Here is a 26,770-nt window from a genome sequence, read left to right as displayed (position 1 = left end):
CACGGTATGGTCCGCGACCAGCACGGCAAGAAGATGTCCAAGTCGTTCGGCAACGTCGTCGACCCGCTCGACTGGATCGACCGTTACGGTGCCGACGCCACCCGCTTCACCCTCCTGCGCGGCGCCAACCCCGGCGGGGATGTCCCGGTAGCGGAGGACTGGGCGCAGGGCTCGCGCAACTTCTGCAACAAGCTGTGGAACGCCACCCGCTTCGCGCTCATGAACGGCGCGCACGTGCGCGGCCCCATGCCCGCCCCGGCCGAGCTGTCGACGGTCGACCGCTGGATCCTGTCGCGGCTCCAGACGGTCGTCGCCGAGGTGGACGACCAACTGGAGCACTACGAGTTCGCCAAGGCCTGCGAGACGCTCTACCACTTCGCGTGGGACGAGGTGTGCGACTGGTACGTGGAGCTCTCCAAGGTCCAGTTCGACGACGAACGGGCCGAGGCGACCCGCCGCGTTCTGGGCGAAGTCCTCGACACGCTCCTCCGCCTCCTCCACCCGGTGACCCCGTTCGTCACCGAGGAGCTCTGGACGTCGCTCACCGGCGCGGAGACCCTCGTCAAGGCCGCCTGGCCGGCCGCCGACAACGACCTGCTCGACAAGGACGCCACCGAGGTCGTCGAGTCGCTGCAGCGGCTGGTCACCGAGGTCCGCCGGTTCCGCTCCGACCAGGGCCTCAAGCCCGGCCAGAAGGTCGCCGCCGCGCTCGACTTCGGCGGCTCGCCGCTCGCGGGCCATGAGGAGGGCATCCGTTCGCTGGCGCGCCTCACCGCGCCGGGCGAGGGGTTCGCCGCGACCGCGTCGCTCCCCGTCGAGGGCGTGACCGTCCGGCTCGACACCGCCGGGGCCATCGACGTGGCGGCCGAGCGCAAGCGCCTGGACAAGGACCTGGCAGCCGCCCGCAAGGAGGTCGACCAGGCACGCAAGAAGCTCGGGAACGAGGCGTTCATGGCCAAGGCACCCGAGGCCGTCGTGGCGAAGAACCGCGAGCGCCTGGCCCAGGCCGAGACCGACATCCAGCGCCTGGAGGCCCAGCTGGCGGCGCTGCCTGCCGGCTGACGAACGAGCGACCAGGGCCCCGGCGGTGATGCCGGGGCCTGACTCGTCGGCGTCATTTCGGCCACACCGCTCAGAACGGGACGGGTGTGCGCGCGGGCCAGGCTACGATCTCTCTGATCGGCTGCGCTTTGGGTGGGATTGTGGGGGGTGTGATGGCGGATTCGGTCGCCAAACCCGGCCTGCCGGATGCTCCAGAGGACATCGATTTCGATGATGATGATCTGGACGCTCCGCGGGTCATGCCGCAGATGATCGACGACATCGAGGCCCCCGACGTGCCGCCCGACCTCGAACTGCTCCCGGACGACCTGGCCGAGGACCTGTACGACGACTTCCCGGAAGACCTGCGCGACGACCTCCATGACGACCTGCGCAACGACCCCCACGACGACCGGCGCGACGGGCAAGCCGAGGGGCAGCGTCGCGAGTTGCGCGACGAGGAGATCGACGAGGGTTACGAGGGCGAGCCCTGGTGGATGTCGGCGCCCGACGTGCGCGTGGCCGAAGGCCCCATCCCTGGTCCGCCCGCGACCCTGATGGACGGGGGGCACGGGTCCGGCCCGATGCCCGTGCTTCCCGTTCAGGCACCGCCGCCCCTGCCCGAGCACCGAGTGCCGGACTCCCAGACCTCAGGCGGCTGGCAGGTCGTGCCGGACGGCCCGGTCGAGGGGCCCGTGCCCCCGCTGCCCGCGCCGTACCAGCCCAAGCAGCGCAGCCGTGGCGGCCTGCTGATCGGTACCGCCCTGAGCGCCGGGATCTGCCTGCTGGCCCTCATCGCCGCCGGAGTCCTCTACACCGGGATGGACGGCGGTTCCGCCTCCCCGCCCAAGCTGACGCGTGCCATCGTGATCGTGCCCGTGGCGGGCGGCCTGACCAAAAGCCCCGAGCCCGCCGCCACCACCGCGGCCTACCCGTTCCTCCAGGCGGGTGTGCGAGCGGCCGGTGCCGAACGCCCGCGCAACGTCGCGGCCGTCTACTCCGGAGTCCCGATGGCCCCCCGGAACGTCGTCTTCTACGGCGGTACGGGTGACCTCGGGAGCCCCGAGGCGTTCCTCCGCAAGTCCCGGCCCAGCACCGTCATCGCCACCGTCAAGGCCAACCCCGGACGAGGCGGCGGCCAAGGTCTGTGCGGCACGTTCGCGGTCCTGAGCGACGTGCACGTCTACTGCGCCTGGGCGACCCGGACCTCGTTCGGCATCATCGCCGACAACGCGCCGACGGCGGCACCTGACACCGCCGCAATGGCCGTGCTGATGGCCCAGATGCGGCCCGATCTGGAGAAGAAGGCCTCCTAGGAGATCCCAGGCGTGTGACGGCCGCCTTCAGGCATTTCTCAGGGTTCTTGCATGGTGCCCTCAGAGTCGAACGGCACGGTCGAACTGCGGCCAACAAGCCGCGCAAAACCGACGCCAGTTAACGAACGGGGGCAGCATGAGCGAGGAGAAGAAGGTCGCACCCGAGCCTGCGGAACCGCAGGCTCAGGAGCAGCCGCAGGCTCAGACTGGGGATCAGCCGCAAGCCCAGCCGCAAGCCCAGGCTCAGGAGCAGCCGCAGGGGCCGCCGCCGCAGGCACCACAGGCGGAGGCGCAGGCACCGCAGGCGGAGGCGCACCAGCAGCCCGCCTACGCGGCTGCCGCGCCGGCGACGGGGACGGTGCGGAAAGACGGGGGCTTCGCCAAGTTCGTGCAGAACAGGGCGGTCCAGCTGGCCGGGGCAGGGCTCATCGGCGTCTTCATCGGCGGCGGAGCCGTGGCCACGGGGGTCGCGGTCGCCAATGACGGCCATGACCGTCCTGACCGGTCCGGTTTCTCACGTCAGTGGCAGGTTCCGGACAGGCAGCAGGGTGGCTTTCGGGGCGGTCCTCAGCGAGGCTTTGGCAACGGTGACGGCGCCCCGGTGTTTCCCGGACGCCCGGACGGGTCACAGGGAGGCTCCGGATCCGCTTACTGAACGGGAGGTCATGGGGGCCCGCGCCATCCATGACCTCCCGTGATCTGCGTTGTGGCCCTACGGCGCCGTGAAGAGACGCGTGGTGTCGGCGTCGACGAGATCGAGGACCTGGCCGATGAAGTAGACCGTGCCGAGGGCGACGACGTGACGCCCCAGGCCGGCCAGGCGATCGGGGGTGAGCTCGGCGGCGTCGATCACCTTCCAGGCCGAGGGGAGCGGCCGGGTGAAGCGCAGCCGTTCGTACGGCAGCCGGACGAACGTCACCGGCAGCGCGCCGAGTGCGGCGATGGCACCGTCGAGGTCCTTGTGGTCGGGCAAACACAGCACGACGTGGTCGATGTTGCCCCACCGCTCCCGGGCGGTCACCAGCGCCGTGGCCACACCGGCGCCATTGATCGCGCAGTCAGCCAGCACCTCGGTGTCCGTGCCGGGAAGCCGGTGCCACGAAAGGCGGCCGGGCAGAACGACCGTGGACAGCACGGTCTTCAGCCGGTCCGCGTCCGGATCGTCCTCCAGCAGCCTCAGCGCGGCGGAGCAGCCGACCTCGGCGGCCCGCCGGCCGAGACCAGACGGCAGGTGTTCCTGGGGGACATCGGCGCTCTCGACGTACTCCACCAGCCCCTTCCCACCCGTACGGGCCTCGACGGTCCGCTCCAAGGCCTCGGCGACCGCCGGAGTCTGCGGGGCCGACACGACGCGCCGGGTCAGCGCGTCCACCACTCCGGCCTTCTCGGCGGCGATGGCCGCGGCGGTGTCGCCGAGGACGCCGAGATGCTCACCGAAGATCGGTGTGATCGCGACGACCTCCGGCCTGAACAGCGAGACCTCGTCGCCCCGGCCGCCCATGCCCGCCTCCAGAACGAGGACGCCCGCACCTCGTTCCAGGGCCTGCACAACCCCCGACAACGTGAAGAGACCCGTCGGCGCGAGGTAGCCGCCGGTCCCGAGGTGGTCGCCGGTCCGCGGTGGCAGGGAGCCGATGGCCCGATCCAGCCGTTCGGCCAGCGACGCGAACTCCGCCTCGCTGACCGCCTGCCCGTTCACACGGATGCGGTCGCGGTTGCTGCGCAGGCCCGGGCTGGTCACCGTGCCGACCCGCAACCCCGCTGCGGCCAGACAGGCGGAGGCGTAGGTCGCCGCCGTGCCCTTGCCCTTGGAGCCGACGACCACGAGGACGGGAACGCCCGCCGGAAGGATGCCCAGATCCTCCGCCAGGGCGCGGGCACGGGCCAGGCTCCGGGTCTCGCCTGCGCCCCGCGCCTGCCATTCCCGGAAGAACACCTCGTCGGCCGTCACCCACTCATGGTTCCAGGCGGCTTCCAGGGCGTCGCGGCCGGGCCGCAGACCCATGGCAAGTAGGCTGCAAAGGTCACTTTCCGCAGGCATGGAGCAACGTGAGCCAGGTAAACGAGCCGCTCGACTACCGCGACGCCGTCAACGAGATCATGGGCCGCGGAGTCGAATGGGACATCGATCCCACCCTCGACCGGATCCGCGATCTGGTGGACCTTCTGGGGGAGCCGCAGCGCGGCTACCCCGTCATCCACGTCGCGGGCACCAACGGCAAGACCAGCACCGCGCGGCTGATCGAGGCGCTGCTGCGCGAGCGCGGCCTGCGCACCGGCCTCTACACCAGCCCGGAGATGACCACCCTCCGCGAGCGGATCGCGATCGACGGCGAGCCGATCTCCGAGGAACGCTTCGTCGAGACCCTGCAGGACGTGCTCCCGTACGTGCGGCTGATCGACGACAAACATGGCGTCCGGCTGTCGTTCTTCGAGGTGCTGACCGCGATGGCGTACGCGGCGTTCGCCGACGCTCCGGTGGACGTCGCGGTGGTCGAGACCGGCATGGGCGGCGCCTGGGACGCGACCAACGTCGCCGACGGGACCGTGGCCGTGATCACGCCGATCGGCCTGGACCACACCCGCTATCTCGGTGACACGATCGAGGACATCGCGGCCGAGAAGGCAGGGATCATCAAGCCCGGCGCGATCGCCGTCCTGGCGCAGCAACCGGTGGCTGCGGCCGAGGTGCTGCTGCGCCGCGTCTCCGAGGTGGGCGCGGTGGCGGCGCGGGAGGGCATCGAGTTCGGGGCGGTGCACCGCGACATCGCGTTCCGCGGCCAGATGGTGCGCATCCAGGGCCTGCACGCCATCTACGACGAGGTCTTCCTGCCGCTGTTCGGCGACCACCAGGCGAGCAACGCCGCGTGCGCGCTGGCCGCCGTGGAGGCGTTCGCCAGCGGCGCGCCGACCAGGGGAGAGGCCAACCTGGAGGCGACCACGCGGATCGCCGCGGGGGAGTCCTACCTGGGAGGCGACGAGGGCCAGCTCGACCCGGCGCTGGTCCGCAGCGGCTTCGCCAAGGCCGGTTCGCCCGGCCGGCTGGAGGTCGTCCGGACCGGGCCGACGGTGCTGCTCGACGCGGCGCACAATCCGGCGGGCATGGCGGCGAGCGTCGCCACCGTGACCGAGGAGTTCGACTTCACCCGGCTGGTCGGCGTCTTCGCCGCGTTCGCCGACAAGGACGTCACCGGCATGCTTGAGGAGCTCGAACCTGTCCTTGCCGAGCTGGTCGTGACGCGCAACTCCTCGCCCCGCTCCTTGCCGGCCGAGGAGCTCGCCGAGATCGCCGAGGGCATCTTCGGCGCTGACAGGGTGCACCTGTCGCTGCGCCTGGACGACGCCATCGACCGGGCGATCGGGCTGGCCGAGGAGACCGGCGAATATCAGGGCGCGGGCGTGCTGATCACCGGCTCGGTGGCCACCGTGGGCGACGCGCGGACCCTGCTGCGGGTGGAGGGATCGAAGTGAACGCGGGCGGAGCGGGCCGGTGAACGCGGGCGGAGGCGAGCCGATGAACGCGAGCGGAGCGAGCCGATGAATGCCGCACGGAGGTTGCTGGCGACGGTGCTGACCTGCGAGGCGATCGTGATCGCGCTCGCGATCCCGGTCGCGGTCTCGGTGCTGGACGTGGACGGCGCGCTCGCGGGACTGGTCTGCGGCGGTCTCGCGGTGGCCTGCCTGCTGCTGGCGGGTCTGCTGCGCTTCCCGTGGGCGGTCGCGGCGGGCAGCGGGCTGCAGGTACTGATCATCGCCACCGGCTTCATGGTGCCGACCATGTTCTTCCTTGGTGCCCTTTTCGGGTTGCTTTGGGTAACGTCCATTTGGCTCGGACGCAAGGCGGAAAGCGTGCAGGCACGCTAAATTCGCGGGAACGGCGTTTAAACTCATCCGCCGATATTCGCGATTCCAATTTATCGCACAAATCCGACATTGCACTTTTGCGGGAAGTGCCTCGGTGGATGACGCCCTCTTGAAGGAGAAGGCCGTGTCCCCCCACGAGGATCCCAGCGAATTCCCGACCGGCGACCCCGCCGACCGCACCGTCACCTTCGACCGTCCCGACGGTTTCACCATCCCGGTCGAACGGCCCGTCCGCCGGGAACGAGCCACCACCGAACCTCCAGCCGATCAGCCCCTCGCCCGGCCCACCGGCATGCGCATCGGCTCGCCCGTCGGCCTGCGCGCCGATCCGCCCCCCGACCCACCCGCCGACTCGTCCGACGACCCGCTCACCGGTTCGCAGACTGGTTCGTCCGCAGAGCGGTCGGCAGGTTCGCGCGCTGGTTCGTCCGAGGGCCGGCGTGCCGGTCAGCCCGCCGATCCGCGCCCCGACTCGTCTGCCGACCCGGTCACCGGTTCGCCCGCCGGTCCATCCGCTGGCTCGGTCACCGGTTCGTTCGCCGAGCCGTACGCAAGTTCGTCTGCTGAGCCGTACGCAGGTTCGTCTGCTGAGCAGCGCACGGATCCGTCCACCGGTCAGTCCTCTGATCCGGACGTTGACAGGGCCGGTGCCGAGGTGCGGCCGGGGCGGGTGCGGGGGTGGTTCGTTTCGATGGGCGTCGTCCTGTTGACGCTCACCGCGTTGCCCGCGATCGCGCTGGCGCTGCCCAACACCAGCATGAACGGCCTGGTGCCCGCCCGCGACGCCCTCGGTCTCGACAACGCGGGCATGCCGGGGCTGATCCGCGCCGCCGGGCTCGCGCTGCCCGCGCTCCTGCTCGCCGTCCCGGTCTTCGCCGTGGCGTCCCGCCGGTTCTCGCCGCGCCTCGTCCTCCTCTTCGGCCTCGCCCTTCTGCTGGGCGGTATCGGGGCGGCACGGTTCGCGGAGACGGTGCCGGCGATCGCTGGCGGCCGCGTGCTCCAGGGCCTCGGTGCCGGTGCCGTGCTGCCCGCGGTCCTCGTTCTGGTGATGGAGAGGCAGAGCCGCTTCCTCGCCGTGATCTGGGCGGGCACGCTGGCCGCCTCACTCATCGTCGCGATGCCGCTGGCGCTCCATGCGACACCGCTTCCTGGCGGCGGAGCCCCGCCCGCCGACTGGCGCGTGGCGTTCGCGCCGTACCCGGGCATCGCCGCCGCCGCACTCGCCGCCGCGTTCCTCTGCGTGCTCCTCAGGAGCCGCAGCCGGCTGTCCTCGGCACGGCGGGCCGAGCGCGGCCAGCTGTTGCTGCCCGCCGTCCCCGCCGCCGGTTTCGCGTTCCTCGCCGTCGTCACCACCTACGGCTGGTCGCCGGGTGCGCAGCTCGTCGTCGGCGGCATCGCGATGACCGCGCTGCTCGGCCTCGCGATGGTGGGCAGCCGCGACACGGCCACGGGCAGCCCGCTCGGCTGCGCGGTCGTGATGGTGACCACCGGCCTGCTCACTTATCCGTTGGCCGGGCCGCTGTCCGGGCTCGCGAACGCGTCCGCGACGATGCGGGGCGCGACCGACCCACGCCTCCATCTCGTTCCGTTCGCCGCCGCCGCTCTCGCCGCGCTGCTGGGGGCCATCGCCACGGTACGGATGTCACGGGACGCAGCGCGCGGAGCGGTGCTGAGCGGGCACGGCCTTGCCATCGTGGCGGTGCTGGTCTGCCTGGCCACCGACACCGCCTCGGATCCCTGGCTGCTCCTGGCGCCGCTCGTTCCTCTGGGTGCCGGCCTCGGCATGGCGCTCGCCGCCTCGCTCCGGGACGCCGGGGTGGGCGCGGCGCTGTTCGGCCTGACGCTGGGCTTCCCAGCCGTCCTGGTCGGCCAGCTGCTGGTGCTCGCGCTTCAAGCAGGACAGATCCAGCGCCTGCGCCCGGAGAACGGCGCGCAGCAGCTCTACGGTCTCACCGCGGGATTCCGCATCTGGGTGATCGTGGCCGGTGTCCTGACCGTGCTGCTGGTCGCCGCCTGCGTCCGGGTCACCGCGGCACGCGAGCGGGCTCCCCGTTCCGAGGGCCGCCGCCGCGCGGGTAACCTTCTCGCGTAATCCCACCTGTACGAGGAGAACTATCCGTGTCCGAGCGCACTCTTGTTCTGGTCAAGCCCGATGGCGTCCGCCGTGCCGTGGTCGGTGAGGTCATCTCCCGCATCGAGCGCAAGGGCCTGAAGATCGTGGCGCTGGAGCTGCGCACGCTGTCCCGGGACACCGCCGAGGACCACTACGGCGAGCACCGCGAGCGCCCGTTCTTCGGCGAGCTGGTCGAGTTCATCACCGGCGGCCCGCTGGTCGCGATGGTGGTCGAGGGCCCGCGGGCGATCGAGGCCTTCCGTGCGCTGGCCGGCGCCACCGACCCGGTCAAGGCCACGCCCGGCACCATCCGCGGCGACCACGCCCTGGAGATCGGCGAGAACATCGTGCACGGCTCCGACTCGCCCGAGTCCGCCGCGCGCGAGATCAAGCTGTTCTTCCCTGAGCTGGGCTGACCCCGCAGAGGCGTCACAACCGCCCCGACCTGTCCATGCGCCCGATCTGTTTCAGGGTTCAGATGACGGGGAAAGCTGACACATGCGGGCCGGAGAGATCCGGCCCGCATGTCTTTTTGCCGAAACTGGCCTGGTAGCCCTCTGATTTTTAGGCAAGACGCCCCGGGGCGGTGTCTGCCTCGCACCGCTTCAGCGCGTTACGATAGGTACGCCGCTCTGCACGCCCGCCAACATGAAGGGCTCCCTTTCTTCATGGGTAACAAGCTGTCTTTTCTTGGCCGTGACATGGCGGTCGATCTCGGTACCGCTAACACGCTGGTGTACGTGCGCGGGCGCGGCATCGTCCTGAACGAGCCCTCTGTGGTAGCGATCAATACCAACACAGGCAAGATCGTTGCGGTGGGCATCGAGGCGAAGCGCATGATCGGCCGCACTCCCGGCAACATCGTCGCCGTGCGTCCGTTGAAGGACGGTGTCATCGCCGACTTCGACGTGACCGAACGAATGTTGCGCTATTTCATCCAAAAGGTGCACAAGCGGCGGCATTTCGCCAAACCGCGCATCGTGGTGGCCGTGCCCAGCGGCATCACCGGGGTTGAGCAGCGCGCCGTCAAGGAGGCCGGCTACCAGGCCGGCGCCCGCCGGGTCTACATCATCGAGGAGCCCATGGCCGCCGCGATCGGCGCCGGGCTGCCCGTCTACGAGCCCACCGGCAACATGGTGGTCGACATCGGCGGCGGCACCACCGAGGTCGCCATCATCTCGCTCGGCGGCATCGTGACCAGCCAGTCCGTGCGTGTCGGTGGTGACGAACTCGACCAGGCCGTGATCTCGTTCTCCAAGAAGGAGTACTCCCTCATGCTCGGGGAGCGCACCGCGGAGGAGATCAAGATGGCGATCGGGTCGGCGTATCCCGGCGGCGAGGACGAACCGCACGCGGAGATCCGTGGCCGCGACCTGGTCAGCGGGCTGCCCAAGACCGTGGTGATCTCCTCCGAGGAGGTGCGCCGCGCGATCGAGGAGCCGGTCAACGCCATCGTCGACGCGGTCAAGACCACCCTCGACAAGTGCCCGCCCGAACTGTCCGGCGACATCATGGACCGCGGGATCGCCCTCACCGGGGGCGGCGCCCTGCTCAAGAACCTCGACGAGCGGCTGCGTGAGGAGACCGGCATGCCGATACACCTCGTCGACAACCCGCTCGACTCGGTCGTCCTCGGCACCGGCAAGTGCGTCGAGGACTTCGAGTCATTGCGGCAGGTCCTCGTCCCCGAGCCGCGACACTGACCGCCCAGCCCCCTTCGCGCACGGAAAAAGGGAGGTCAGTGGGTGAAGGACACCCGACGGACCCGCTTGGTCCTCGGCTTGCTCCTCGTCGTGGCGCTCGCGCTCATCACGGTCGACTATCGCGGTGGGGAGAGTTCGCCGCTGCGCGGCCTGCGCGGGGTCGGCGCCGCGGTGTTCGGTCCGGTGGAACGGGCGTCGGCGGCGGTCGTGCGGCCGATCGGCAACACCTTCGACGCGTTCACCGACGCGCCGGGTGAACGCCGGCGAGCCGACCAGCTCGAACGCGAAAACCAGCGGCTCCGCGAGCAGCTGCGCGCGAGCCGGCTCGACCAGCACCGCGCCGCGCAGCTCGACCGGCTGCTGGGCTCGGCCGGGATGGGCGGCTACAAGATCGCGGCGGCGAAAGTGATCTCCGCCGGGCAGGGCTTCGAGGACACCGTCACCATCGACGTGGGCTCGCGCAGCGGCGTCCGGCCGGAGATGACCGTGATGAGCGCCGACGGCCTGGTCGGCCGTGTCGTCCGGGTCGGCCCGGCCACCGCCACGGTGCTGCTCGCCACCGACGTGACCTCGCAGGTCGGCAGCCGCCTGGAGGACTCCCAGGAGATCGGCATCGTGCAGGGCCGCGGCCGCCGCGGTCTCGGCGGCGGCGGTGACACGCCGCTGCGGTTCCAGCTGCTCAACGCCAACGCGCCGATGCGGGTCGGCCAGCGGCTGGTGACGCTCGGCTCCCAGGCGGAGCGGCCGTACGTGCCGGGCGTGCCGATCGGCGTCATCGAACGGATCGACCAGCCGGTCGGGGACCTGACCCGCACCGCCTACGTGCGCCCGTTCACGAAGTTCACCAGCCTTGACGTCGTCGCGGTGGTGGTGGCCCCGCCCAAGGTCGATCCGCGTGACGCGGTGCTGCCGCCGAAGCCCAAACCGACGCCGTCCGCCACCCCCTCCGCCACGCCGAGCGGCAAGCCGGACGACGAGGGCAAGCCGGCCGACCGCGAGCCGGAGGGCGAAAGCAAGCCGACCAACAAGCCGACCAAGAAGCCGTCCACCAAGCCGTCATCGGGGGATTGATGTGCTGAACACAGCGGAGGTGTCGCCGGCCGGCCGCAACTTCCTGACCGCGGTCGTGATCGTGGTCGCGCTGATCCTGCAGGTGTCGGTGGCCAACCGGCTGCCGTTGCCCGGTGGCGTGACGCCCGACCTGGTCCTGCTGACCGTGGTGGCGCTGGCGCTGGTCAACGGCTCGCTGACCGGGCTGGTGGCCGGGTTCTCCGCGGGGCTGGCGGCCGACATCATCCCGCCCGCCGACCACACGATCGGCCGGTACGCGCTGGTCTACTGCCTGATCGGCCACGTCTGCGGGCTGGCCGCAGGTGAGATGGACCGCCAGTCGCTGGTGCCGTTCTTCGCCGTCGCGGCGGGCGCCCTGGTCGCCACCGTGCTGTACGCGGCGACGGGGATGTTGCTCGGTGACCCGCGTGCGAGCTGGACGATCGTGACGCGGATCGTGCCGTTGCAGGTGCTCTACGACGTGATGGCGAGCCCGTTCGTGGTGTGGGCGGTGCTACGCGTGACCCGCCGCTTCGAACGCGGCGAACGCCCGTCCCGGGATCGTTCCGTGGTGCCCGCCGCGAGCTACCGGAGCGGAGTGGGGACGCGGCTGTGAACTCCAGGACCCACTTCCGGCTCGTCGTGCTCTACGTGCTCGTCGGGGCGATGCTGCTGGTCCTGATGGGACGGCTCTGGACGATGCAGGTCCTCGACGGCGCGCACTACCGCCAGATCGCCGCCGAGAACCGCACCCGCGACATCGTGGTGCCCGCCGTCCGCGGCATGATCCTCGACAGCTCGGGGCGGGCGCTGGTCCGCAACCGCACCGCGCTGGTCGTCTCGGTCGACCGCACCTCGCTCTCGCGGCAGAAGGACAAGGGCAAGGGCGTCCTCGCCCGGCTCGCCGCGACGCTCGGCACCACCCCCGCCGAGCTGGAGAAGCGGATCCGGCTCTGCAGCCCCACGGTCAAGCGGCCCTGCTGGCCCGGCTCCCCGTACCAGCCGATCCCCGTCGACGACCGGGTCGACCCCAAGCGCGCGCTGCAGATCATGGAGCGGCAGGAGGAGTACCCCGGGGTGACGGCGGCGGTCCAGCCCGTCCGGGAGTACCCGGAGCCCGAGGGCGCCGCGGCGGTCCAGGCCCTCGGCTACCTCCAGCCGATCACGCAGGAGGAGCTCGACAAGCGCAAGGGCCTCAAGGTCACCGGCTACAGCGGTGTCGACCTGATCGGCAGGGACGGCCTGGAGGCCACCTACGACGGCGATCTGCGCGGCGTGCCGGGCTTCCGCAAGGTCCTGGTCGACAGCCATGGCCGCGTGACGGGCACCGCCCGGGAGAAGGCCCCGATCCCCGGCGGCAACCTGGTCACCAGCATCGACGCCAAGGTGCAGGAGGCGGCGGAGAAGGCGCTGGAGAACGGGGTCAAGAGTGCGCGCTCCCAGGGCAGGAAGGCCGACTCCGCCGCCGCGGTCGTGATGGACGTGCAGACCGGCCGTGTCGTGGCGCTGGCCAGCTACCCCACCTACGACCCGGCCGTCTGGACCGGCGGCATCTCCGAGGCCGAGTACGAGGGGCTCCTCGGCAAGAAGAAGGGCGAGCCGCTGATCTCGCGGGCCACCCAGGGCCAGTTCGCCCCCGCGTCCACGTTCAAGGTCGCCACCCTCACCGGCGCGATCGCCGACGGCTACTCCCTAAACGGCACCTACAGCTGCCCCGGCTCCTACATGGTCGGCAGCCGTGCGTTCCGCAACTTCGAGGGCCAGGCCCACGGCAGCATGAACCTGCACCGTGCCCTGGTGGTCTCCTGCGACACGATCTTCTACAAGTTCGCGTACGAGGCGTGGCTGCGCGACGGCGGCATGAAGCCCAAGAAGAAGCCCGCCGACCCGATGGTCACCATGATCCGCAAATGGGGCTTCGGCTCCCGCACCGGCATCGACGTGCCGGGCGAGACCCCGGGCCGGATTCCGGACCGGCAGTGGAAGCGCGACTACTGGAACGCCACCAAGAACGCCGACTGCAAGGCCGCCAAGGAGGGCTATCCCGACCTCGAGCGCAAGGATCCGGGACGCGCCGCCTACGTCAAGAAGATCGCGGCCGAAAACTGCCTTGAGGGCTTCGCCTGGCGTGCCGGTGACGCGGCCAACCTCGCCATCGGCCAGGGCGACATGCTCGTCACGCCATTGCAGCTGACCAGGGCGTACGCGGCGGTGGCCAACGGCGGGCGGCTGGTGGTGCCGCGGATCGCGAATGCGGTCGTGCGGCCGGACGGCTCGGTCGCGCGCCGCATCGAGACGCCGGCGGCGCAGCGCCTTCCGGTGGATCCCAAGGTGCTCAAGTACATCCGGGACAGCCTGGCCGACGTGCCCAAGTCGGGCACCGCGCGCGGGGCGTTCGCCGGCTTCGACCTCAAGAAGGTCGCCGTGGCCGGCAAGACCGGCACGGCCGAGGTCTGGGGCAAGGACGACACCTCGTGGTTCGCGTCGTACGGCCCGGCCGGCAAGCCGCGCTTCGCGGTGGTGGCGATGTTCTCCCAGGGCGGCACCGGCGGCGGGCTCGCGGCGCCCGCCGTCCGGGAGATCTGGGAGGCGATGTACGGCCTGGGCGGCAAGAAGGCGGCCCTCAAGGACGGCAAGCTGCCCGAGACCCTGCCCAAGCTGGGAGTCGGTTCGGGCGGCGTCACGGGCAGGCCCGGCACCGGAGCGCCGTCATGATCGGCAGCATCGGCGGGATGGGCGGCGCCGGGTCGGTCGGCGGCTACGGCGACCAGGGCGCCTGGCGGCGGCGCCTGGCGAGCCTCCGCACGCTCGACTGGACGCTGATCCTCGTCGTGGTGGCGCTGTCGGTGGTGGGCGCGCTGCTGGTGCGGTCCGCCACGTTCCAGCTCCTGACCGAGCAGGGCAAGGACCCCGAGGCCTTTTTCAAGCGGCACATGCTCAACCTGGTCATCGGCTTCGTGCTGGGCGGGGTCGCGACCATGCTCGACTACCGGCTGCTGCGCGCGTACGTGCCGATCCTGTACGTGCTCGCGTGCGTCGGGCTGGTACTGGTGCTGACGCCCGTGGGCTCGACGATCAACGGCTCGCACTCGTGGATCGTGATCGGCGGCGGGTTCCAGATCCAGCCGTCGGAGTTCGCCAAGGTCGGCCTGGTGGTGCTGCTCGCCATGCTGCTCGGCGAGCCGCGCGACGGCGAGGTCGGCCCGGGACGGCGTGACATCCTGCTGGCGCTGGGCCTGGCGGGGATCCCGGCCGTTCTGATCATGATGCAGCCGGACCTGGGCACGACGCTGGTCTTCTGCGCCGTGGTGCTCGGCATGCTGGCCGTGTCGGGCGTGCGGAAGCGCTGGCTGACGGGGCTGGTCGGCGGCGCGGTGCTGGCCGCGTTCTCGGCGTGGTTCTTCGGCCTGCTCAAGCCCTACCAGCTCGCGCGGTTCACGGCGTTCCTCGATCCGTCGGCCGACCCGCGCGGCGCGGGCTACAACGCCCAGCAGGCCCGGATCGCGGTCGGGTCGGGCGGCGTGACCGGCAAGGGGCTCTTCCAGGGCGAGCAGACCGGCGGCCACTTCGTCCCCGAGCAGCAGACCGACTTCATCTTCACTGTGGCGGGGGAGGAACTGGGCTTCCTCGGGGCCGCGGTGATCATCACGTTGCTGGGCGTCGTGTTCTGGCGCGGGCTGCGCATCGCGACGCAGGCCGCCGACTTCTTCGGCACGCTGGTCGCCACCGGCGTGGTCTGCTGGATGGGCTTCCAGACGTTCGAGAACGTCGGCATGACGCTGGGCATCATGCCGATCACCGGCCTGCCGCTGCCGTTCGTCTCCTACGGCGGCTCCGCCACGTTCGCCAACATGATCGCGCTGGGCCTGCTCCAGGCCGTCCACGTGCGCCGCAGGGCCTTTGACTGACGCTGACCGACGCGCGTGGGGGTACGCTGGGCGGATCCCACACAATCCTTCCATGGAGGACTCCCCATGCCAGTTGAGTCGATCTTCCCGCGCCTGGAGCCGGTGCTCCCGCGCGTGCAGAAGCCGATTCAGTACGTTGGCGGCGAGCTCAACTCCCAGGTCAAGGACTGGGACGAAGCCGAGGTCCGCTGGGCCCTGATGTATCCCGACGCCTACGAGGTCGGGCTGCCCAACCAGGGCGTGCAGATTCTGTACGAGATCCTCAACGAGCGTGCCGGCGTCCTCGCCGAACGTACCTACAGCGTCTGGCCGGATCTTGAGGCGATCATGCGGGAGCAGGGCATCCCGCAGTTCACGGTCGACGCGCACCGCCCGGTCGCGGCGTTCGACGTGCTGGGCGTCTCGTTCTCGACCGAGCTCGGCTACACCAACATGCTGACCGCGCTCGACCTGGCCGGCATCCCGCTGGAGGCCGCCGACCGCAGCGACGAGCACCCGATCGTGCTGGCCGGCGGGCACGCGGCGTTCAACCCCGAGCCGATCGCCGACTTCCTGGACGCGGCGGTGCTCGGCGACGGCGAGGAGATCGCGCTGGCGATCACCGAGGTCATCCGCGAGTGGAAGGCCGAGGGCAGCCCCGGCGGGCGCGACGGGCTGCTGATGCGGCTGGCGGCCTCGGGCGGCGTGTACGTGCCGAAGTTCTACGACGTCAGCTACCTGCCGGACGGGCGCATCCAGCGTGTCGCGCCCAACCGGCCCGGCGTGCCGTGGCGTGTCGAGAAGCACACCGTCATGGACCTGGACGAGTGGCCGTACCCCAAGAAGCCCTTGGTCCCGCTGGCCGAGACCGTCCACGAACGTTTCAGCGTGGAGATCTTCCGCGGCTGCACGCGCGGCTGCCGGTTCTGCCAGGCAGGCATGATCACCCGTCCGGTGCGGGAACGGTCGATCTCCACGATCGGCGCGATGGTCGACGAGGGCCTCAAGCAGAGCGGTTTCCAGGAGGTCGGCCTGCTCAGCCTGTCCAGCGCCGACCACAGCGAGATCGGCGAGGTGGCCAAGGACCTGGCCGACCGGTACGAGGGCACCAACACCTCGCTGTCGCTGCCGTCCACGCGGGTCGACGCGTTCAACATCACGCTGGCCAACGAGTTCTCGCGCGGCGGGCGCCGGTCCGGGCTGACGTTCGCGCCCGAGGGCGGCTCCGAGCGCATGCGCAAGGTGATCAACAAGATGGTCACCGAGGACGACCTGATCAGGACCGTGACCACCGCGTACGAGAACGGCTGGCGCCAGGTCAAGCTCTACTTCATGTGCGGGCTGCCCACCGAGGAGGACGAGGACGTCCTCGCCATCGCCGACATGGCCAAGCGCGTGATCAAGGCAGGCCGTGAGGCCACCGGCCGCCGTGACATCCGTTGCACGGTCTCCATCGGCGGTTTCGTGCCCAAGCCGCACACCCCGTTCCAGTGGGCCGCCCAGTGCGACCACGAGACCGTGGACCGGCGCCTGAAGGCCCTCAAGGACGCGTTGCGCCGCGACAAGGAGTACGGCCGTGCCATCGGCCTGCGCTACCACGACGGCCAGCCGTCGATCGTCGAGGGCCTGCTCTCGCGCGGTGACCGGCGTGTCGGCCAGGTCGTCCGCGCGGTCTGGGAGGACGGCGGCCGCTTCGACGGCTGGAGCGAGCACTTCTCGTTCGAGCGCTGGCTGGGGAGCGCCGACAAGGTCCTGGCCGAGCAGGGCGTCGACGTCGACTGGTACACCACCCGCGAACGCGACGAGGTCGAGGTGCTCCCATGGGACCACCTGGATGCCGGACTTGACCGCGAGTGGCTCTGGCAGGACTGGCAAGACGCGGTAGACGAGACCGAGGTCGAGGACTGCCGCTGGACGCCCTGCTACGACTGCGGCGTCTGCCCCACCATGGGCACGGAGATCCAGATCGGCCCCACCGGAAAGCGTCTGCTTCCTCTCTCGGTAGTCTGAGCTCAGGCGGGCCAGGGGTTCCAGGCGAGGGACCCCGCTGTCCGAGGCCACGAAAGCGGTGAGCACCACCGGGAGCCCCGTACTCTATAGAGAGACGTTTTCGACTCGACGCGAGTAGGAAGGACGAGTGCCCTGGCTCCCATGCCGGAGGGCCCTGCGCCGGCCCCTGTGGTCCAGCGCCTGCGCGTGCGCTATGCCAAGCGCGGCAGGCTGCGGTTCACGAGCCATCGCGACATTTCCCGGGCCGTGGAACGCGCCGTTCGGCGTGCCGGGATTCCTGTCGCGTTCAGCGCGGGATTCACTCCGCACCCCAAGATCTCGTATGCGGGTGCGGCGGCAACCGGGGTGGCCAGTGAGGCCGAGTACCTCGAGATCGGGCTCACCGAGTCCCGCGACCCTGCGCGGGTACGAGCCGATCTCGACGCCGCCCTGCCGGGCGGTCTCGACATCGTTGATGTCGTGATGGTCCGGCCGGTGCGCACCGGCGAAGCCCAGGCCAAGCCGGGCGCGCTGGCGGATCGGCTCGAGGCGTCCGAGTGGCGGATCCGGCTGGACGGTGTCGCCTCCGACGACGCCGCCTCGGCCGTGGCCGCCTTCTTGGCCGCCACCGAGATCGAGGTGGAACGCCTCACAAAAAAGGGACGACGCCGTTTCGACGTCCGTGCCGCCGTGTCCGCTCTGGAGCTGGACCGGCGTGCCGGGGAGACGGCCGATGCCCCTTGTGCGATACTTCGAATGGTTGTTCGGCATACAACACCTGCCGTACGACCCGACGACATCCTCACCGGACTGCGCCAGGTCGCCGACCTCGCGCCGCCGTCACCGCCAATGGTGACCAGGCTGGCGCAGGGGCCCCTCGACGCGGACACCGGTGGCCTCGCGGATCCGCTGGATTCCGACCGGGAGAACGACCAGCCGTCCGGCGATGATGCCGAGGCGGCCCATGGGTCTGCTCTCCCGATCTCCGGCGAAGCCGTGAGCGCGGATGCCGTCAGCGCCTGATCGACGGGCTGAAGCCGTGGCGCCGCCACGGAACCGGCCCGCAGGGAAAGATCGGCGCACCCCCGACGACTTTGTCGTCGCTGCCGGGCCACGGCCCGGACGCGACGGCGCCGACGACTGACGGAGTGTTCCCGTGCGGCGCACCGCACCGACCCGCCCGAGGCGGTAGGACGGTCGCGCCCGGGAGCCTGACGGGAGATTGCCCGGATGCTTGATAACGAAGCCGATTCGGCGAACGCCGAAGGCACCGATAACGCGACTGACGTGACCAACGCGACGACCGGCGTGCGGACGACAAGGCCGCGCCGGCGCGCGGCCAGCCGCCCGGCCGGTCCGCCGCCCGAGATCGACGACAGCCCCCCTGCGGCGACCGCGACCACCGCTGCCGCCGCTGCTGCCGCCGCGTCGGAGACCCCGCCGCCGGCCAGTGCGGATCCGGAGGAGGCTGCGTCCAACGAGGCTGCGTCCGACGAGGCCGCGCCGCCCAAGAAGACCACCCGCACCCGCGCGAGCCGCGCGAAGACCACCAGGGCCAAGGCCATCGAGACGGCTGCTGACCAGCCCGAGCAGGCCGCCGAGGCCCCGTCCGCCGAGTCCGCCGCCCCGGCGGAGGAGCCGGTCAGGACCACCCGGACCCGTACGCGCCGCAAGAGCCCCGCCGCCGAGGCTCCGGCCGTTCCCGCGGTCCCCGTCGTCCCGCCCGTTCAGCCGGAGACCGTGGCGGACGAGGGCGAGACGGCCGCAGGGGGAGCGCCCTCGGTGAGCTTCCAGCCGCCCATGGTCGTCTTCCAGGCGCCGGAGCCCACCGCCGCCCCGGCCAAGACCAGGTCCAAGGCCAAGCCCAAGGACGAGCCGAAGGACGCCGACCTCGCCGAGGACGAGATCGACGAGGCCGGGGCCGAACACGACGAGGACGACGAGTCGGGCGACAAGCCGTCGCGCCGTCGCCGCCGCCGTGGCGGCCGCGGCCGTGGCCGCACCGGCAGAGAGGGCGACGAGGAGGGTCTGGCCGACGAGGCCGAGGCCGATGACTCCAAGGAGGCCGAGCAGCCCAAGAGCACCGAGCAGGCCAAGGGCACCGAGCCGTCCAGGGGCACACGGGCTTCCCGTTCCCGCAAGGCCGCCCAGGAGGCCAAGGAGGAGCAGGCCGCCGAGAGCGACCAGGCCGATGAGGGCGACGACACCGATGAGGACGACTCGGCCAACGGTTCGAGCCGCCGTCGCCGCCGCCGTCGCCGCCGTTCCGGCACCGCCGACGCCGACGTCATCGATGACCCGCCCAACACCGTCACCCACGTCCGCGCGGCCCGGAGCGCCGAGTCGCGCGCGGCCGAGGACGAGGTGCAGTCGGTTCGCGGCTCCACCCGCCTGGAGGCCAAGAAGCAGCGCCGCCGCGAGGGCCGCGAGCAGGGCCGCCGCCGCCCGCCGGTGATCACCGAGGCCGAGTTCCTGGCCCGCCGCGAGGCCGTCGAGCGCGTGATGGTGGTCCGCCAGGAGGGCGAGCGCACCCAGATCGCCGTGCTCGAGGACGACGTGCTCGTCGAGCACTACGTCAACCGCGCGACGCACCAGTCGTACGTGGGCAACGTCTACCTCGGCAAGGTCCAGAACGTCCTGCCCTCGATGGAGGCGGCGTTCGTCGACGTCGGCAAGGGCCGCAACGCCGTCCTGTACGCGGGCGAGGTCAACTGGGACGTCGCCGGCCTGGAGGGCCAGCCGCGCCGCATCGAGTCCGCGCTCAAGTCCGGCCAGTCCGTCCTGGTGCAGGTCACCAAGGACCCGCTGGGCCACAAGGGCGCCCGCCTGACCAGCCAGGTGTCCCTGCCCGGCCGCTACCTGGTCTACGTGCCCGACGGCTCGATGACCGGCATCAGCCGCAAGCTGCCCGACAAGGAGCGCAGCCGGCTCAAGTCGATCCTCAAGAAGGTCATGCCGGAGAACGCGGGCGTCATCGTCCGTACCGCCGCCGAGGGCGCGACCGAGGAAGAGCTCTCACGCGACGTCTCCCGCCTGGCCGCTCAGTGGGACAACATCCAGAGGCAGGTCAAGACCGCTTCGGCGCCCTCCCTTCTCTACGGCGAGCCCGACCTGACGATCCGCGTCGTCCGCGACATCTTCAACGAGGACTTCACCAAGCTCGTCGTCGCCGGTGCCGACGCGTGGGACACGGTCTCCGACTACGTCCAGTACGTGGCGCCGCACCTGGGCGACCGCGTCGAGCGGTGGGCGGGCAACCATGACGTCATGGGCGCGTACCGGATCGACGAGCAGATCGCCAAGGCCCTCGACCGCAAGGTGTGGCTGCCGTCCGGCGGCTCCCTGGTCATCGACCGCACCGAGGCCATGACGGTCATCGACGTCAACACCGGCAAGTTCACCGGCCAGGGGGGCAACCTCGAAGAGACGGTCACCCGCAACAACCTCGAAGCGGCCGAGGAGATCGTCCGCCAGCTCCGCCTGCGCGACATCGGCGGCATCGTCGTGATCGACTTCATCGACATGGTGCTGGAGAGCAACCGCGACCTGGTCCTGCGCCGTATGGTCGAGTGCCTGTCACGGGACCGTACCAAGCACCAGGTCGCCGAGGTCACCTCGCTCGGACTGGTCCAGATGACCCGCAAGCGCGTCGGCCAGGGCCTCCTAGAGGCGTTCTCGGAGACCTGCGAGTCCTGCAACGGCCGCGGCATCCACGTCCACCTGACGCCTGTCGAGCCCAAGCCGGACGGCAAGGCCACCAAGGAGAGCGGCCGCCGCCGCAAGCGCAAGGGCGAGATCGAGAAGGCCGTCGAGGAGAAGCTCGCCAAGGACGACGAGCCCGTCGAAGAGGCCGCAGCCGAAGCCGCCGAAGCCGCGATCGAGGCCACCGAGACCGTCCCCGGCACCCTGGAGCCGGGCTCGGCCGAGGCCGACCTCAACGGCGCCGCCCCCGCCGAAGAGGACACCGCCGCCAGCAACGGCCGCCGCCGCAGCCGCAGCCGCCGCCCCCGCGCCAAGGCCGAAACCACAACCGAAGACTGACGATCTCAGTAGAGCCGTCGTGGTTTGACGACAACGCCCCGCCGTTCACTCGTGAACGGCGGGGCGTTCTTGGAATCAGCGCCGGAATCCCTGAATCAGCTCCGGTGAATCTTGCGGATCAGCGTCACAGCGTTGTTGCCCGGAATCCAGTGTTCAGCGGGGTGGCTGGGTCTGGCCGAACCGTTCCGCGACGAGCCTGTCGGCCCAGATGCGCAGCGCGTCCTGCACGGGCGGGTGGGCGATCCCGGCGGCGGCCGCCAGCTCATCGGCCGATGAGGTGTCGTAGCGATCTTCGGAAAGGAAGGTCAGCGTCTCGGGGTCGGCTCGGGTGATCGCGCGGGGCAACCGTCGTACGAGGGCGAGTGGCAAGATCAGCCGTGGCGGGCGTACGCCCAGGTGCCGTGCCAGGAGCGCGACCAGGTCGGGCAGCGGTGGGGTGGCGTCGTCCAGGAGCCAGTGCGCGCGGTAGGGCTCACGGTCGTGCTCGGGTACGGCGGCCAGGAAGCGGGCGAGGTGATCGACGGTGACCACGGGGATGAACGTGCGCCGGCTGCCGGCAAGGGCGGGGAGCCGTCCGGTCCACAGATCCTTGACCATGTCGGCCAGGCCGATGTACTGACCGGCCTCTCCCGTGGACGAGTGCCCGATCACGGTGGCTGGATTGACCACGGTCAGCGGGATTTCTTTTTGTGCGGCGATGGTCCGTACGGCTGCGTCGCCCTCGCGCTTTGACGCCTCGTACGCGCCGAAGCGCTGGTAGAGACGGGTCAGCTGATCCTCGGGGGCGGGGAAGGGGAGGGCCTCCGCCTCCGCCGCGACGCGGTAGCCAGATATGTGAATGAAGCGTCGCAGGTGCGGGCGTGCACCGGCCCAGCGGAGGACGTTCACGGCACCGTCGACGTTGGCCTGCCGGGCCTCTTTGCGACCCATGCCGAAGCGATAGATCCCGGCGGCATTGAAGACGTCCCGCACCGAACTCAGCTGGTCTTGGTCTTCAGGGGCGATCCCGAGCCCTGGCTGGGTCATGTCAGCGGTGATGACGGTGAGTGCTTGATCGTCTATTTCGTGCTGCCGTAGCCAAGTGCGGAGTTCGGCGTCGCGAGCGGGCCCGCCTCGGACGGTCACCGCGACCGACCGGCCCTGAGCCAGCAGTTCCGCCATCAGCCACCGGCCGATGAGACCGGTCGCGCCGACGACCAGCGTGTCGGGTTTGTTGGGCATGGACGTCTCCTAATAGACCGATCTGCATATTTTGACGCCGGGAGGGGTCCGAGGTCGTGGTGAACTGGGTGTCAGGCGTCGGGTGTCAGGCGTCGAGCAGGATGATGGCGGAACGGCGTGCCCGCTCAATGGGCGTTCGACTGCGCTGGGCGCGGGCCAGGACAAGGGCGCCTTCGATCAGGGCGAGCACGGAGCAAGCCAGATCCTCGGCTTGGTCGTGTGGATGGCCATCGGCGACCAGACGGTCCGCAAGCGCCCGCTGCCAGCTGTCATAGGCGTCCGCGCAGACTTTCTGCAGCGAATCGTTGGTGGCCGCGACCTCCAGGGCGACCGTGGCGATCGGGCAGCCCTTGGCGTAGTCGGCCTTCTCCATCCGATCGGCCAGCGCGTCCAGCACCGCCTCGATCAATGTTCTCGTGTCGGGAACGGAGACGGCGAGGGCCCGGATCAAGGAGTCGATCTCCTGGCCGGAGGCGGCGAGGGCCTCCGCGGTCAGTTGATCCTTGCCACCGGGGAAGTGGTGGTAGAGCGAGCCGCGGGGAGCCTTGCCGGCTTCGAGTACTTCGTTGAGGCCCACGCCGAAATAGCCGCGCGCCTCGATCAGCGTGCGCGCAGCGTCGATCAGCCGTGCCCGCGTCTCGTCACCCTTGACCGCCATGCGCCTAAATTAGACCGATCTACATAATTTTGTCCAACTGAGGCAAGGTCGGTTCGCTACGGTCGTGTGCATGGCTGGAGATGACACCTCCCGAGCCGACGCCGAGTTCCAGCTCGCCGCCACTCGTTATGAGGATGCCCGCAGGCAGGAAGAGGACGCCAGGGTCGCGCTCTTCGACGCCGCGGCTGAAGCCGTGCGGTCCGGCACGAGTGTCGAGGAGCTCGCCGCCGAGACCCCGTTCAGCGCCGCCGAGCTCCGCCGTCAACTCCGCGACCGGGGCATCGATTAACCGATCGTGTGTTGGGCGGTCGGGTGGCCGATCGCGCATCTGGCGGACGGGTGAGCGATCGCGCGTCTGGCGGACGGGTGACTGATCGCGCATCTGGCGAACGGGCGCGACCTTGATCGAACGGGCACGTTCGGCGGAGGTGGCTGGGAGGATCTGCGGCGTGACGGATCTTGATTCTCTCGTTCAACGGGTTGCGGCGAAGGCTCGCGAGGCCACCGCTGAACTGCCTCCGGTCCTCTCCGCCGTAGAGGTCGCGGCGGCCGAGGAGATTTTGGGATTCCGACTGCCGCCTCTGCTCGCGCGGCTGTACAAGGAGATCGCCGACGGCGGCTTCGGCCCCGACTACCAGCTCTTTCCGCTGAACGCGGGTGAGCGCACAGTGATAAGCGCCTATCTGGCGGAACGCGCCGAGTCGTCTGACGGGGACAATCCGCATTGGCCGGCGGGCGTCGTACCGATCCTCGACTGGGGCTGTGGCATGTACGCCGCGGTGGACTGCCAGAGCGAGCGGGCCTCCGTTCTGCTGTTCGAGCCGAATGGGTTCGACGGCGACTGGACGAAGGCCTGGTCCGTCGATGCCGCGTCGCTGGAAGACTGGCTGGAGAGCTGGCTCAGCGACAGTGGCTGGTTCAGCGTCGATGAATATGACGGCGACGAGGAGCTGCCGGAGCCGTCGCCGTGGAGCCTCGCGGCCGACCGGCTGGCGGTGAGCTGAACGGGGTGGATATGCCGGATACGCCGGAGGAGACGTCGAGGCTGACGGGATTCCTGTACGAGATCGGGCTTCTCAAGCGCTACAAGCGGACCGGGTGGCTCGTCGCGGGAGTCGGTGACCCCGAGAGCATCGCCGATCATTCGTTCCGTGTGGCGGTCATTGCGGGTGTCCTCGCCGCCATGGAGGGCGCGAACCCCGACCGTGCGGTCATGCTCAGCCTCTTCCACGACAGCCAGGAGACCCGGCTCACCGACATCCCGTACCTCGCCAGGCCGTACGTGACCAAGGCGTCGAACGAAGAGGTCACCGAGCACCAGACGCGCGGCCTGCCGGAGCCGGTCCTGTCGATGGTCACCGGGGCGGTGGGGGAGTACGAGGGCGGGGTGAGCCGCGAAGCCGTGTGCGCACGCGACGCCGACAAGCTCGAATGCCTCATCCAGGCGATCGAATATCGGGAGCACGGCAACCGGAACACCCAGCCGTGGATCGACAGTTCGCTGGCCCAGCTCCAGACCTCCTCCGCCCAGCGGCTGGCGGAGGAGGCCCTTGCGACCGGCTCGCTGGAGTGGCTGGCCCAGGCCCTCGGCGACGCCCCGTGATCAACCCACGTTGTTGATCACGATCGGTACGTTCTTGCTCTTGCCGACGAGCCACAGGGCCGGGCTGCCGGGGATGGCCGTGCCGCTGGTGACGTTGCCGTCGGCGGGGACGGGCAGTGCCACCTTCGTCCAGGTGTCGCCGTCCAGCCGGTAGAGGTCACCCCAGAATGTCTGGAGGGCCCACATGGTGCCGTCGCCGGTCCGGATCAGGTTCTCGTTGGAGGGTGTGGCGGGCACATCACGCCACGTCTGCCCGTCCCAACGCTGCGCGACCCGCCTGCCGACGGGCTCGTTCGTGCTCTTGTAGCCGGTGGCCCACACCTCGCTGTCGGACACCGCCAGAAGGCCAGTCCAATGCGTGTTGGCCGGACTGAGCACCTTGCTCCACCGCTGGCCGTCCCAGTGCAGGACTCCCCAGATCGCAGAGGCCCAGACGGAGGTATCGGAGACCACCGAGATCTCGGTGATGGAGATACAGCAGTTGTCGGGCGCGCCGGCCTCCTGCTCTGTCCACTGCCCGTTCTCCCACCGGTAGAGGCCGGTGCCGCAGGCGAACCACGCGCCGGTGGAATCAGCCGCCGGCTTCCTCGGCCCGCAACCATTGTCGGGACCCTGCACCTGCTCCCACTTCACCCCGTCCCACCGCGCGACGTACGGCGCCAGCTTGCTGCTGTCGTGGGGGTGCAGCGTGCCGGTCACCCACACGTTGTCCGGCGCCGCCGCGTCGATCTCCTGGACCACCGCGTCCCCGCCGAGACCCGGCAGGTCGTACGTCTTCCATGACGACCCGTTCCACCGGACGACCGCGCCCTTGGGCGGCAGGACGTGGATGGTCCCCGCGCCCCACCCGGGAACCGACCAGTCGATGCCCTGATAGCCCTGGTAGCCGGCAGCCCAGACATCGTTCGGCCCGGTGGCCGAGACGGCCTCCAGCCCACTGCGCGGCCACAACCACGGAGTGGCTGCGCTGCGAAGCTCCCGCGGCTCCGCCGCCAACGCAGGCGGCCCGACAAGCAGGCTCGCAACAGCAAGGACGAACGCGACGAACACAGTTGGTCTCACCGGCTGCTCCCTGGAATGGACGAGGCGCACTGCCGAGATTCAACCATGCCAGTGTTTGCTGGGATAGTCCTCAGTCGCCCGTATCTCCGTAGGACTCGAGCAGGCGGCACAACATGGACGCGAGCTCCCGGTTCTCCCCTTCGCCCAGCGCCTCCAGGAGGCGCGCCTCGTTCGCCAGATGCAGCGGAAGCACCTGGTCGATCACCTCCAGGCCGTGCGGGGTGAGCCGGATCTTGACCGAACGCCGATCGCCTTCGTCGCGCACCCGCGTGACCAGCCCCTTGGCGTCCATCCGGTCGACCCGCAGAGTGATCGCTCCCGTGGTCACCAGTGAGGCCTTGAGGAACGTGCCGGCGGTCAGCTCAAAGGGCTCTCCCGACCGCCGCAGGGTGGACAACATGTCGAACTCGCCCGGCTCAAGGTCATGTCGCGCCAGGAAGTCTTTGATCTCCTTGTCCCACAGCCGGGAGATCCGCATGACCCGCGCCACCACTTCAAGCGGTGAGACGTCCACATCGGGCCGCTCCCGCCGCCACTGCTCGATCACCGCCGCCACCGCGTCGGCCATGACACCTCCGAATAGATGAGCGCTCATCTACTTGACACTCACACAAACGCGAATTACCTTAGCGCTCATCTTACCAACGCTTAGGGAGTTGCCATGTCATATCCCGCGTCCCGCTACTTCGGAGACAAGGGCGAGATCAATGCCACCTTCCGGCCCGCCACCACCGAGCCGGACTTCATCTCGACCCCCGTGTCCTCGACCGGCCCGACCGTGAGCCAGGGCACCGCGTACCACTACCTGTCCACGACGGTTTCCACGAACGGGGAGTACGGCCTGTATCGCGTGGACATGGGCCCGGAGGCGGGCGGCCCGACCACCCACTTCCACAAGGCGATGTCGGAGTCGTTCTTCATCCTGTCCGGCACCATGCGCCTCTTCGACGGCGAGCGCTGGGTGGACGCGACCTCTGGTGACTACCTCTACGTGCCTGTCGGAGGCCTGCACGCCTTCCGCAACGAGTCCGGGGAACCCACGTCCATGCTCATGCTCTTCGCCCCCGGCGCCCCGCGCGAGGAGTACTTCGAAGGCATCACCGGCCTCGCCGACATGACTGACGAGGAGAGAGCAGAGTTCTTCGTCCACCACGACAGCTTCTTTGTCTAGAAGAGCCCGCCAAAGCCCCAAAGGGCTCGCCTGCAAGAAGGTCCGCGCCCG

24 protein-coding genes are annotated in these 26,770 nt (G+C 70.1%); 19 read left to right on the top strand and 5 right to left on the bottom strand.

From position 1 onward, the window contains the following. The 3 genes from ACH34W_RS54305 to ACH34W_RS54295 form a co-directional block, all read left to right on the top strand. Positions 1-1,062: class I tRNA ligase family protein (locus tag ACH34W_RS54305; protein WP_395969156.1), on the top strand; the 1,062-nt coding region annotated here is incomplete at its 5' end. 152 nt (positions 1,063-1,214) lie between these two features. Continuing rightward, positions 1,215-2,357 carry a hypothetical protein gene (locus ACH34W_RS54300; protein ID WP_395969155.1) on the top strand — a complete coding sequence of 381 codons (1,143 nt, stop codon included), beginning with the start codon at positions 1,215-1,217 and terminating at the stop codon, positions 2,355-2,357. Between the two features lie 136 nt (positions 2,358-2,493). Next, positions 2,494-3,012, top strand: coding sequence for a hypothetical protein (locus tag ACH34W_RS54295; RefSeq protein ID WP_395969154.1), 519 nt, complete (start codon positions 2,494-2,496; stop codon positions 3,010-3,012). Positions 3,013-3,069: 57 nt separating this feature from the next. Here the strand turns inward: ACH34W_RS54295 and ACH34W_RS54290 are convergent, their stop codons facing one another. Continuing rightward, positions 3,070-4,362, bottom strand: coding sequence for a hypothetical protein (locus tag ACH34W_RS54290; protein WP_395969153.1), 1,293 nt, complete (start codon positions 4,360-4,362; stop codon positions 3,070-3,072). A gap of 95 nt (positions 4,363-4,457) precedes the next feature. Between ACH34W_RS54290 and ACH34W_RS54285 the strand changes: the two genes are divergently transcribed. From ACH34W_RS54285 to ACH34W_RS54230, 12 genes are all read left to right on the top strand, one after another. Continuing rightward, a complete protein-coding gene (locus ACH34W_RS54285; RefSeq protein ID WP_395969157.1) occupies positions 4,458-5,828 on the top strand; it encodes a bifunctional folylpolyglutamate synthase/dihydrofolate synthase in 1,371 nt (456 codons plus the stop codon). A gap of 66 nt (positions 5,829-5,894) precedes the next feature. Continuing rightward, the gene (locus ACH34W_RS54280) at positions 5,895-6,221 is read left to right on the top strand and encodes a DUF4233 domain-containing protein (RefSeq protein ID WP_395969152.1); all 327 of its coding nucleotides are present in this window, start codon (positions 5,895-5,897) and stop codon (positions 6,219-6,221) included. A gap of 124 nt (positions 6,222-6,345) precedes the next feature. Further along, on the top strand, positions 6,346-8,313 hold the full coding sequence (locus tag ACH34W_RS54275) for a hypothetical protein (RefSeq protein ID WP_395969151.1): 1,968 nt from the start codon (positions 6,346-6,348) through the stop codon (positions 8,311-8,313). A gap of 26 nt (positions 8,314-8,339) precedes the next feature. Beyond that, positions 8,340-8,750 carry a nucleoside-diphosphate kinase gene (gene ndk, locus ACH34W_RS54270; protein ID WP_151571204.1) on the top strand — a complete coding sequence of 137 codons (411 nt, stop codon included), beginning with the start codon at positions 8,340-8,342 and terminating at the stop codon, positions 8,748-8,750. A gap of 252 nt (positions 8,751-9,002) precedes the next feature. Further along, positions 9,003-10,037, top strand: a complete 1,035-nt coding sequence (locus ACH34W_RS54265; protein ID WP_395969150.1) for a rod shape-determining protein — start codon at positions 9,003-9,005, stop codon at positions 10,035-10,037. 42 nt (positions 10,038-10,079) lie between these two features. Continuing rightward, positions 10,080-11,108, top strand: coding sequence for a rod shape-determining protein MreC (mreC, locus tag ACH34W_RS54260; protein WP_395969149.1), 1,029 nt, complete (start codon positions 10,080-10,082; stop codon positions 11,106-11,108). Between the two features lies 1 nt (position 11,109). Then, complete coding sequence (gene mreD / locus ACH34W_RS54255) at positions 11,110-11,703, top strand: rod shape-determining protein MreD (RefSeq protein ID WP_395969148.1); 594 nt, start codon at positions 11,110-11,112, stop codon at positions 11,701-11,703. Then, positions 11,700-13,802: a penicillin-binding protein 2 gene (gene mrdA, locus ACH34W_RS54250; protein ID WP_395969147.1), complete on the top strand. Its 2,103-nt coding sequence runs from the start codon at positions 11,700-11,702 to the stop codon at positions 13,800-13,802. Before mreD ends, mrdA begins: the two co-directional genes overlap by 4 nt. After that, positions 13,799-14,995, top strand: coding sequence for a rod shape-determining protein RodA (gene rodA, locus ACH34W_RS54245; protein ID WP_395969146.1), 1,197 nt, complete (start codon positions 13,799-13,801; stop codon positions 14,993-14,995). Before mrdA ends, rodA begins: the two co-directional genes overlap by 4 nt. A gap of 66 nt (positions 14,996-15,061) precedes the next feature. Further along, the gene (locus tag ACH34W_RS54240) at positions 15,062-16,984 is read left to right on the top strand and encodes a TIGR03960 family B12-binding radical SAM protein (protein WP_395969145.1); all 1,923 of its coding nucleotides are present in this window, start codon (positions 15,062-15,064) and stop codon (positions 16,982-16,984) included. 141 nt (positions 16,985-17,125) lie between these two features. Beyond that, complete coding sequence (locus ACH34W_RS54235; protein WP_395969144.1) at positions 17,126-17,986, top strand: TIGR03936 family radical SAM-associated protein; 861 nt, start codon at positions 17,126-17,128, stop codon at positions 17,984-17,986. A gap of 207 nt (positions 17,987-18,193) precedes the next feature. After that, positions 18,194-21,004: a ribonuclease E/G gene (locus ACH34W_RS54230; RefSeq protein ID WP_395969143.1), complete on the top strand. Its 2,811-nt coding sequence runs from the start codon at positions 18,194-18,196 to the stop codon at positions 21,002-21,004. A 153-nt stretch (positions 21,005-21,157) separates the two neighbouring features. Here ACH34W_RS54230 and ACH34W_RS54225 read toward each other — a convergent pair whose 3' ends face one another. Together ACH34W_RS54225 and ACH34W_RS54220 are read right to left on the bottom strand one after the other, a co-directional pair. Then, complete coding sequence (locus ACH34W_RS54225) at positions 21,158-22,225, bottom strand: SDR family oxidoreductase (protein ID WP_395969142.1); 1,068 nt, start codon at positions 22,223-22,225, stop codon at positions 21,158-21,160. Between the two features lie 85 nt (positions 22,226-22,310). Beyond that, on the bottom strand, positions 22,311-22,883 hold the full coding sequence (locus ACH34W_RS54220) for a TetR/AcrR family transcriptional regulator (protein WP_395969141.1): 573 nt from the start codon (positions 22,881-22,883) through the stop codon (positions 22,311-22,313). A gap of 70 nt (positions 22,884-22,953) precedes the next feature. On the opposite strand from ACH34W_RS54220, the gene ACH34W_RS54215 reads away from it, so the two are divergent. The 3 genes from ACH34W_RS54215 to ACH34W_RS54205 all read left to right on the top strand — a co-directional run bounded on the left by ACH34W_RS54215 (position 22,954) and on the right by ACH34W_RS54205 (position 24,486). Then, positions 22,954-23,172 (top strand): hypothetical protein, encoded by a 219-nt coding sequence (locus tag ACH34W_RS54215; RefSeq protein WP_395969140.1) that lies wholly within the window; start codon positions 22,954-22,956, stop codon positions 23,170-23,172. A 160-nt stretch (positions 23,173-23,332) separates the two neighbouring features. Next, a complete protein-coding gene (locus ACH34W_RS54210) occupies positions 23,333-23,887 on the top strand; it encodes an SMI1/KNR4 family protein (protein WP_395969139.1) in 555 nt (184 codons plus the stop codon). 11 nt (positions 23,888-23,898) lie between these two features. Next, positions 23,899-24,486, top strand: a complete 588-nt coding sequence (locus ACH34W_RS54205) for an HD family hydrolase (protein ID WP_395969138.1) — start codon at positions 23,899-23,901, stop codon at positions 24,484-24,486. Here the strand turns inward: ACH34W_RS54205 and ACH34W_RS54200 are convergent, their stop codons facing one another. Together ACH34W_RS54200 and ACH34W_RS54195 are read right to left on the bottom strand one after the other, a co-directional pair. Then, on the bottom strand, positions 24,487-25,548 hold the full coding sequence (locus tag ACH34W_RS54200; RefSeq protein ID WP_395969137.1) for a hypothetical protein: 1,062 nt from the start codon (positions 25,546-25,548) through the stop codon (positions 24,487-24,489). 70 nt (positions 25,549-25,618) lie between these two features. Beyond that, positions 25,619-26,143 (bottom strand): MarR family winged helix-turn-helix transcriptional regulator, encoded by a 525-nt coding sequence (locus ACH34W_RS54195; protein WP_395969136.1) that lies wholly within the window; start codon positions 26,141-26,143, stop codon positions 25,619-25,621. Between the two features lie 66 nt (positions 26,144-26,209). Here ACH34W_RS54195 and ACH34W_RS54190 point away from each other — a divergent pair, with 66 nt between their 5' ends. Continuing rightward, positions 26,210-26,719, top strand: a complete 510-nt coding sequence (locus ACH34W_RS54190; RefSeq protein WP_395969135.1) for a cupin domain-containing protein — start codon at positions 26,210-26,212, stop codon at positions 26,717-26,719. Positions 26,720-26,770 lie beyond the last annotated feature (51 nt).

Source organism: Actinomadura sp. 6N118 (genome assembly GCF_044326415.1).
GTDB lineage: Bacteria > Actinomycetota > Actinomycetes > Streptosporangiales > Streptosporangiaceae > Spirillospora.
The sequence above is the reverse complement of the archived record's forward strand: the minus strand, read 5'-3'. Positions and strand labels throughout refer to the sequence as shown.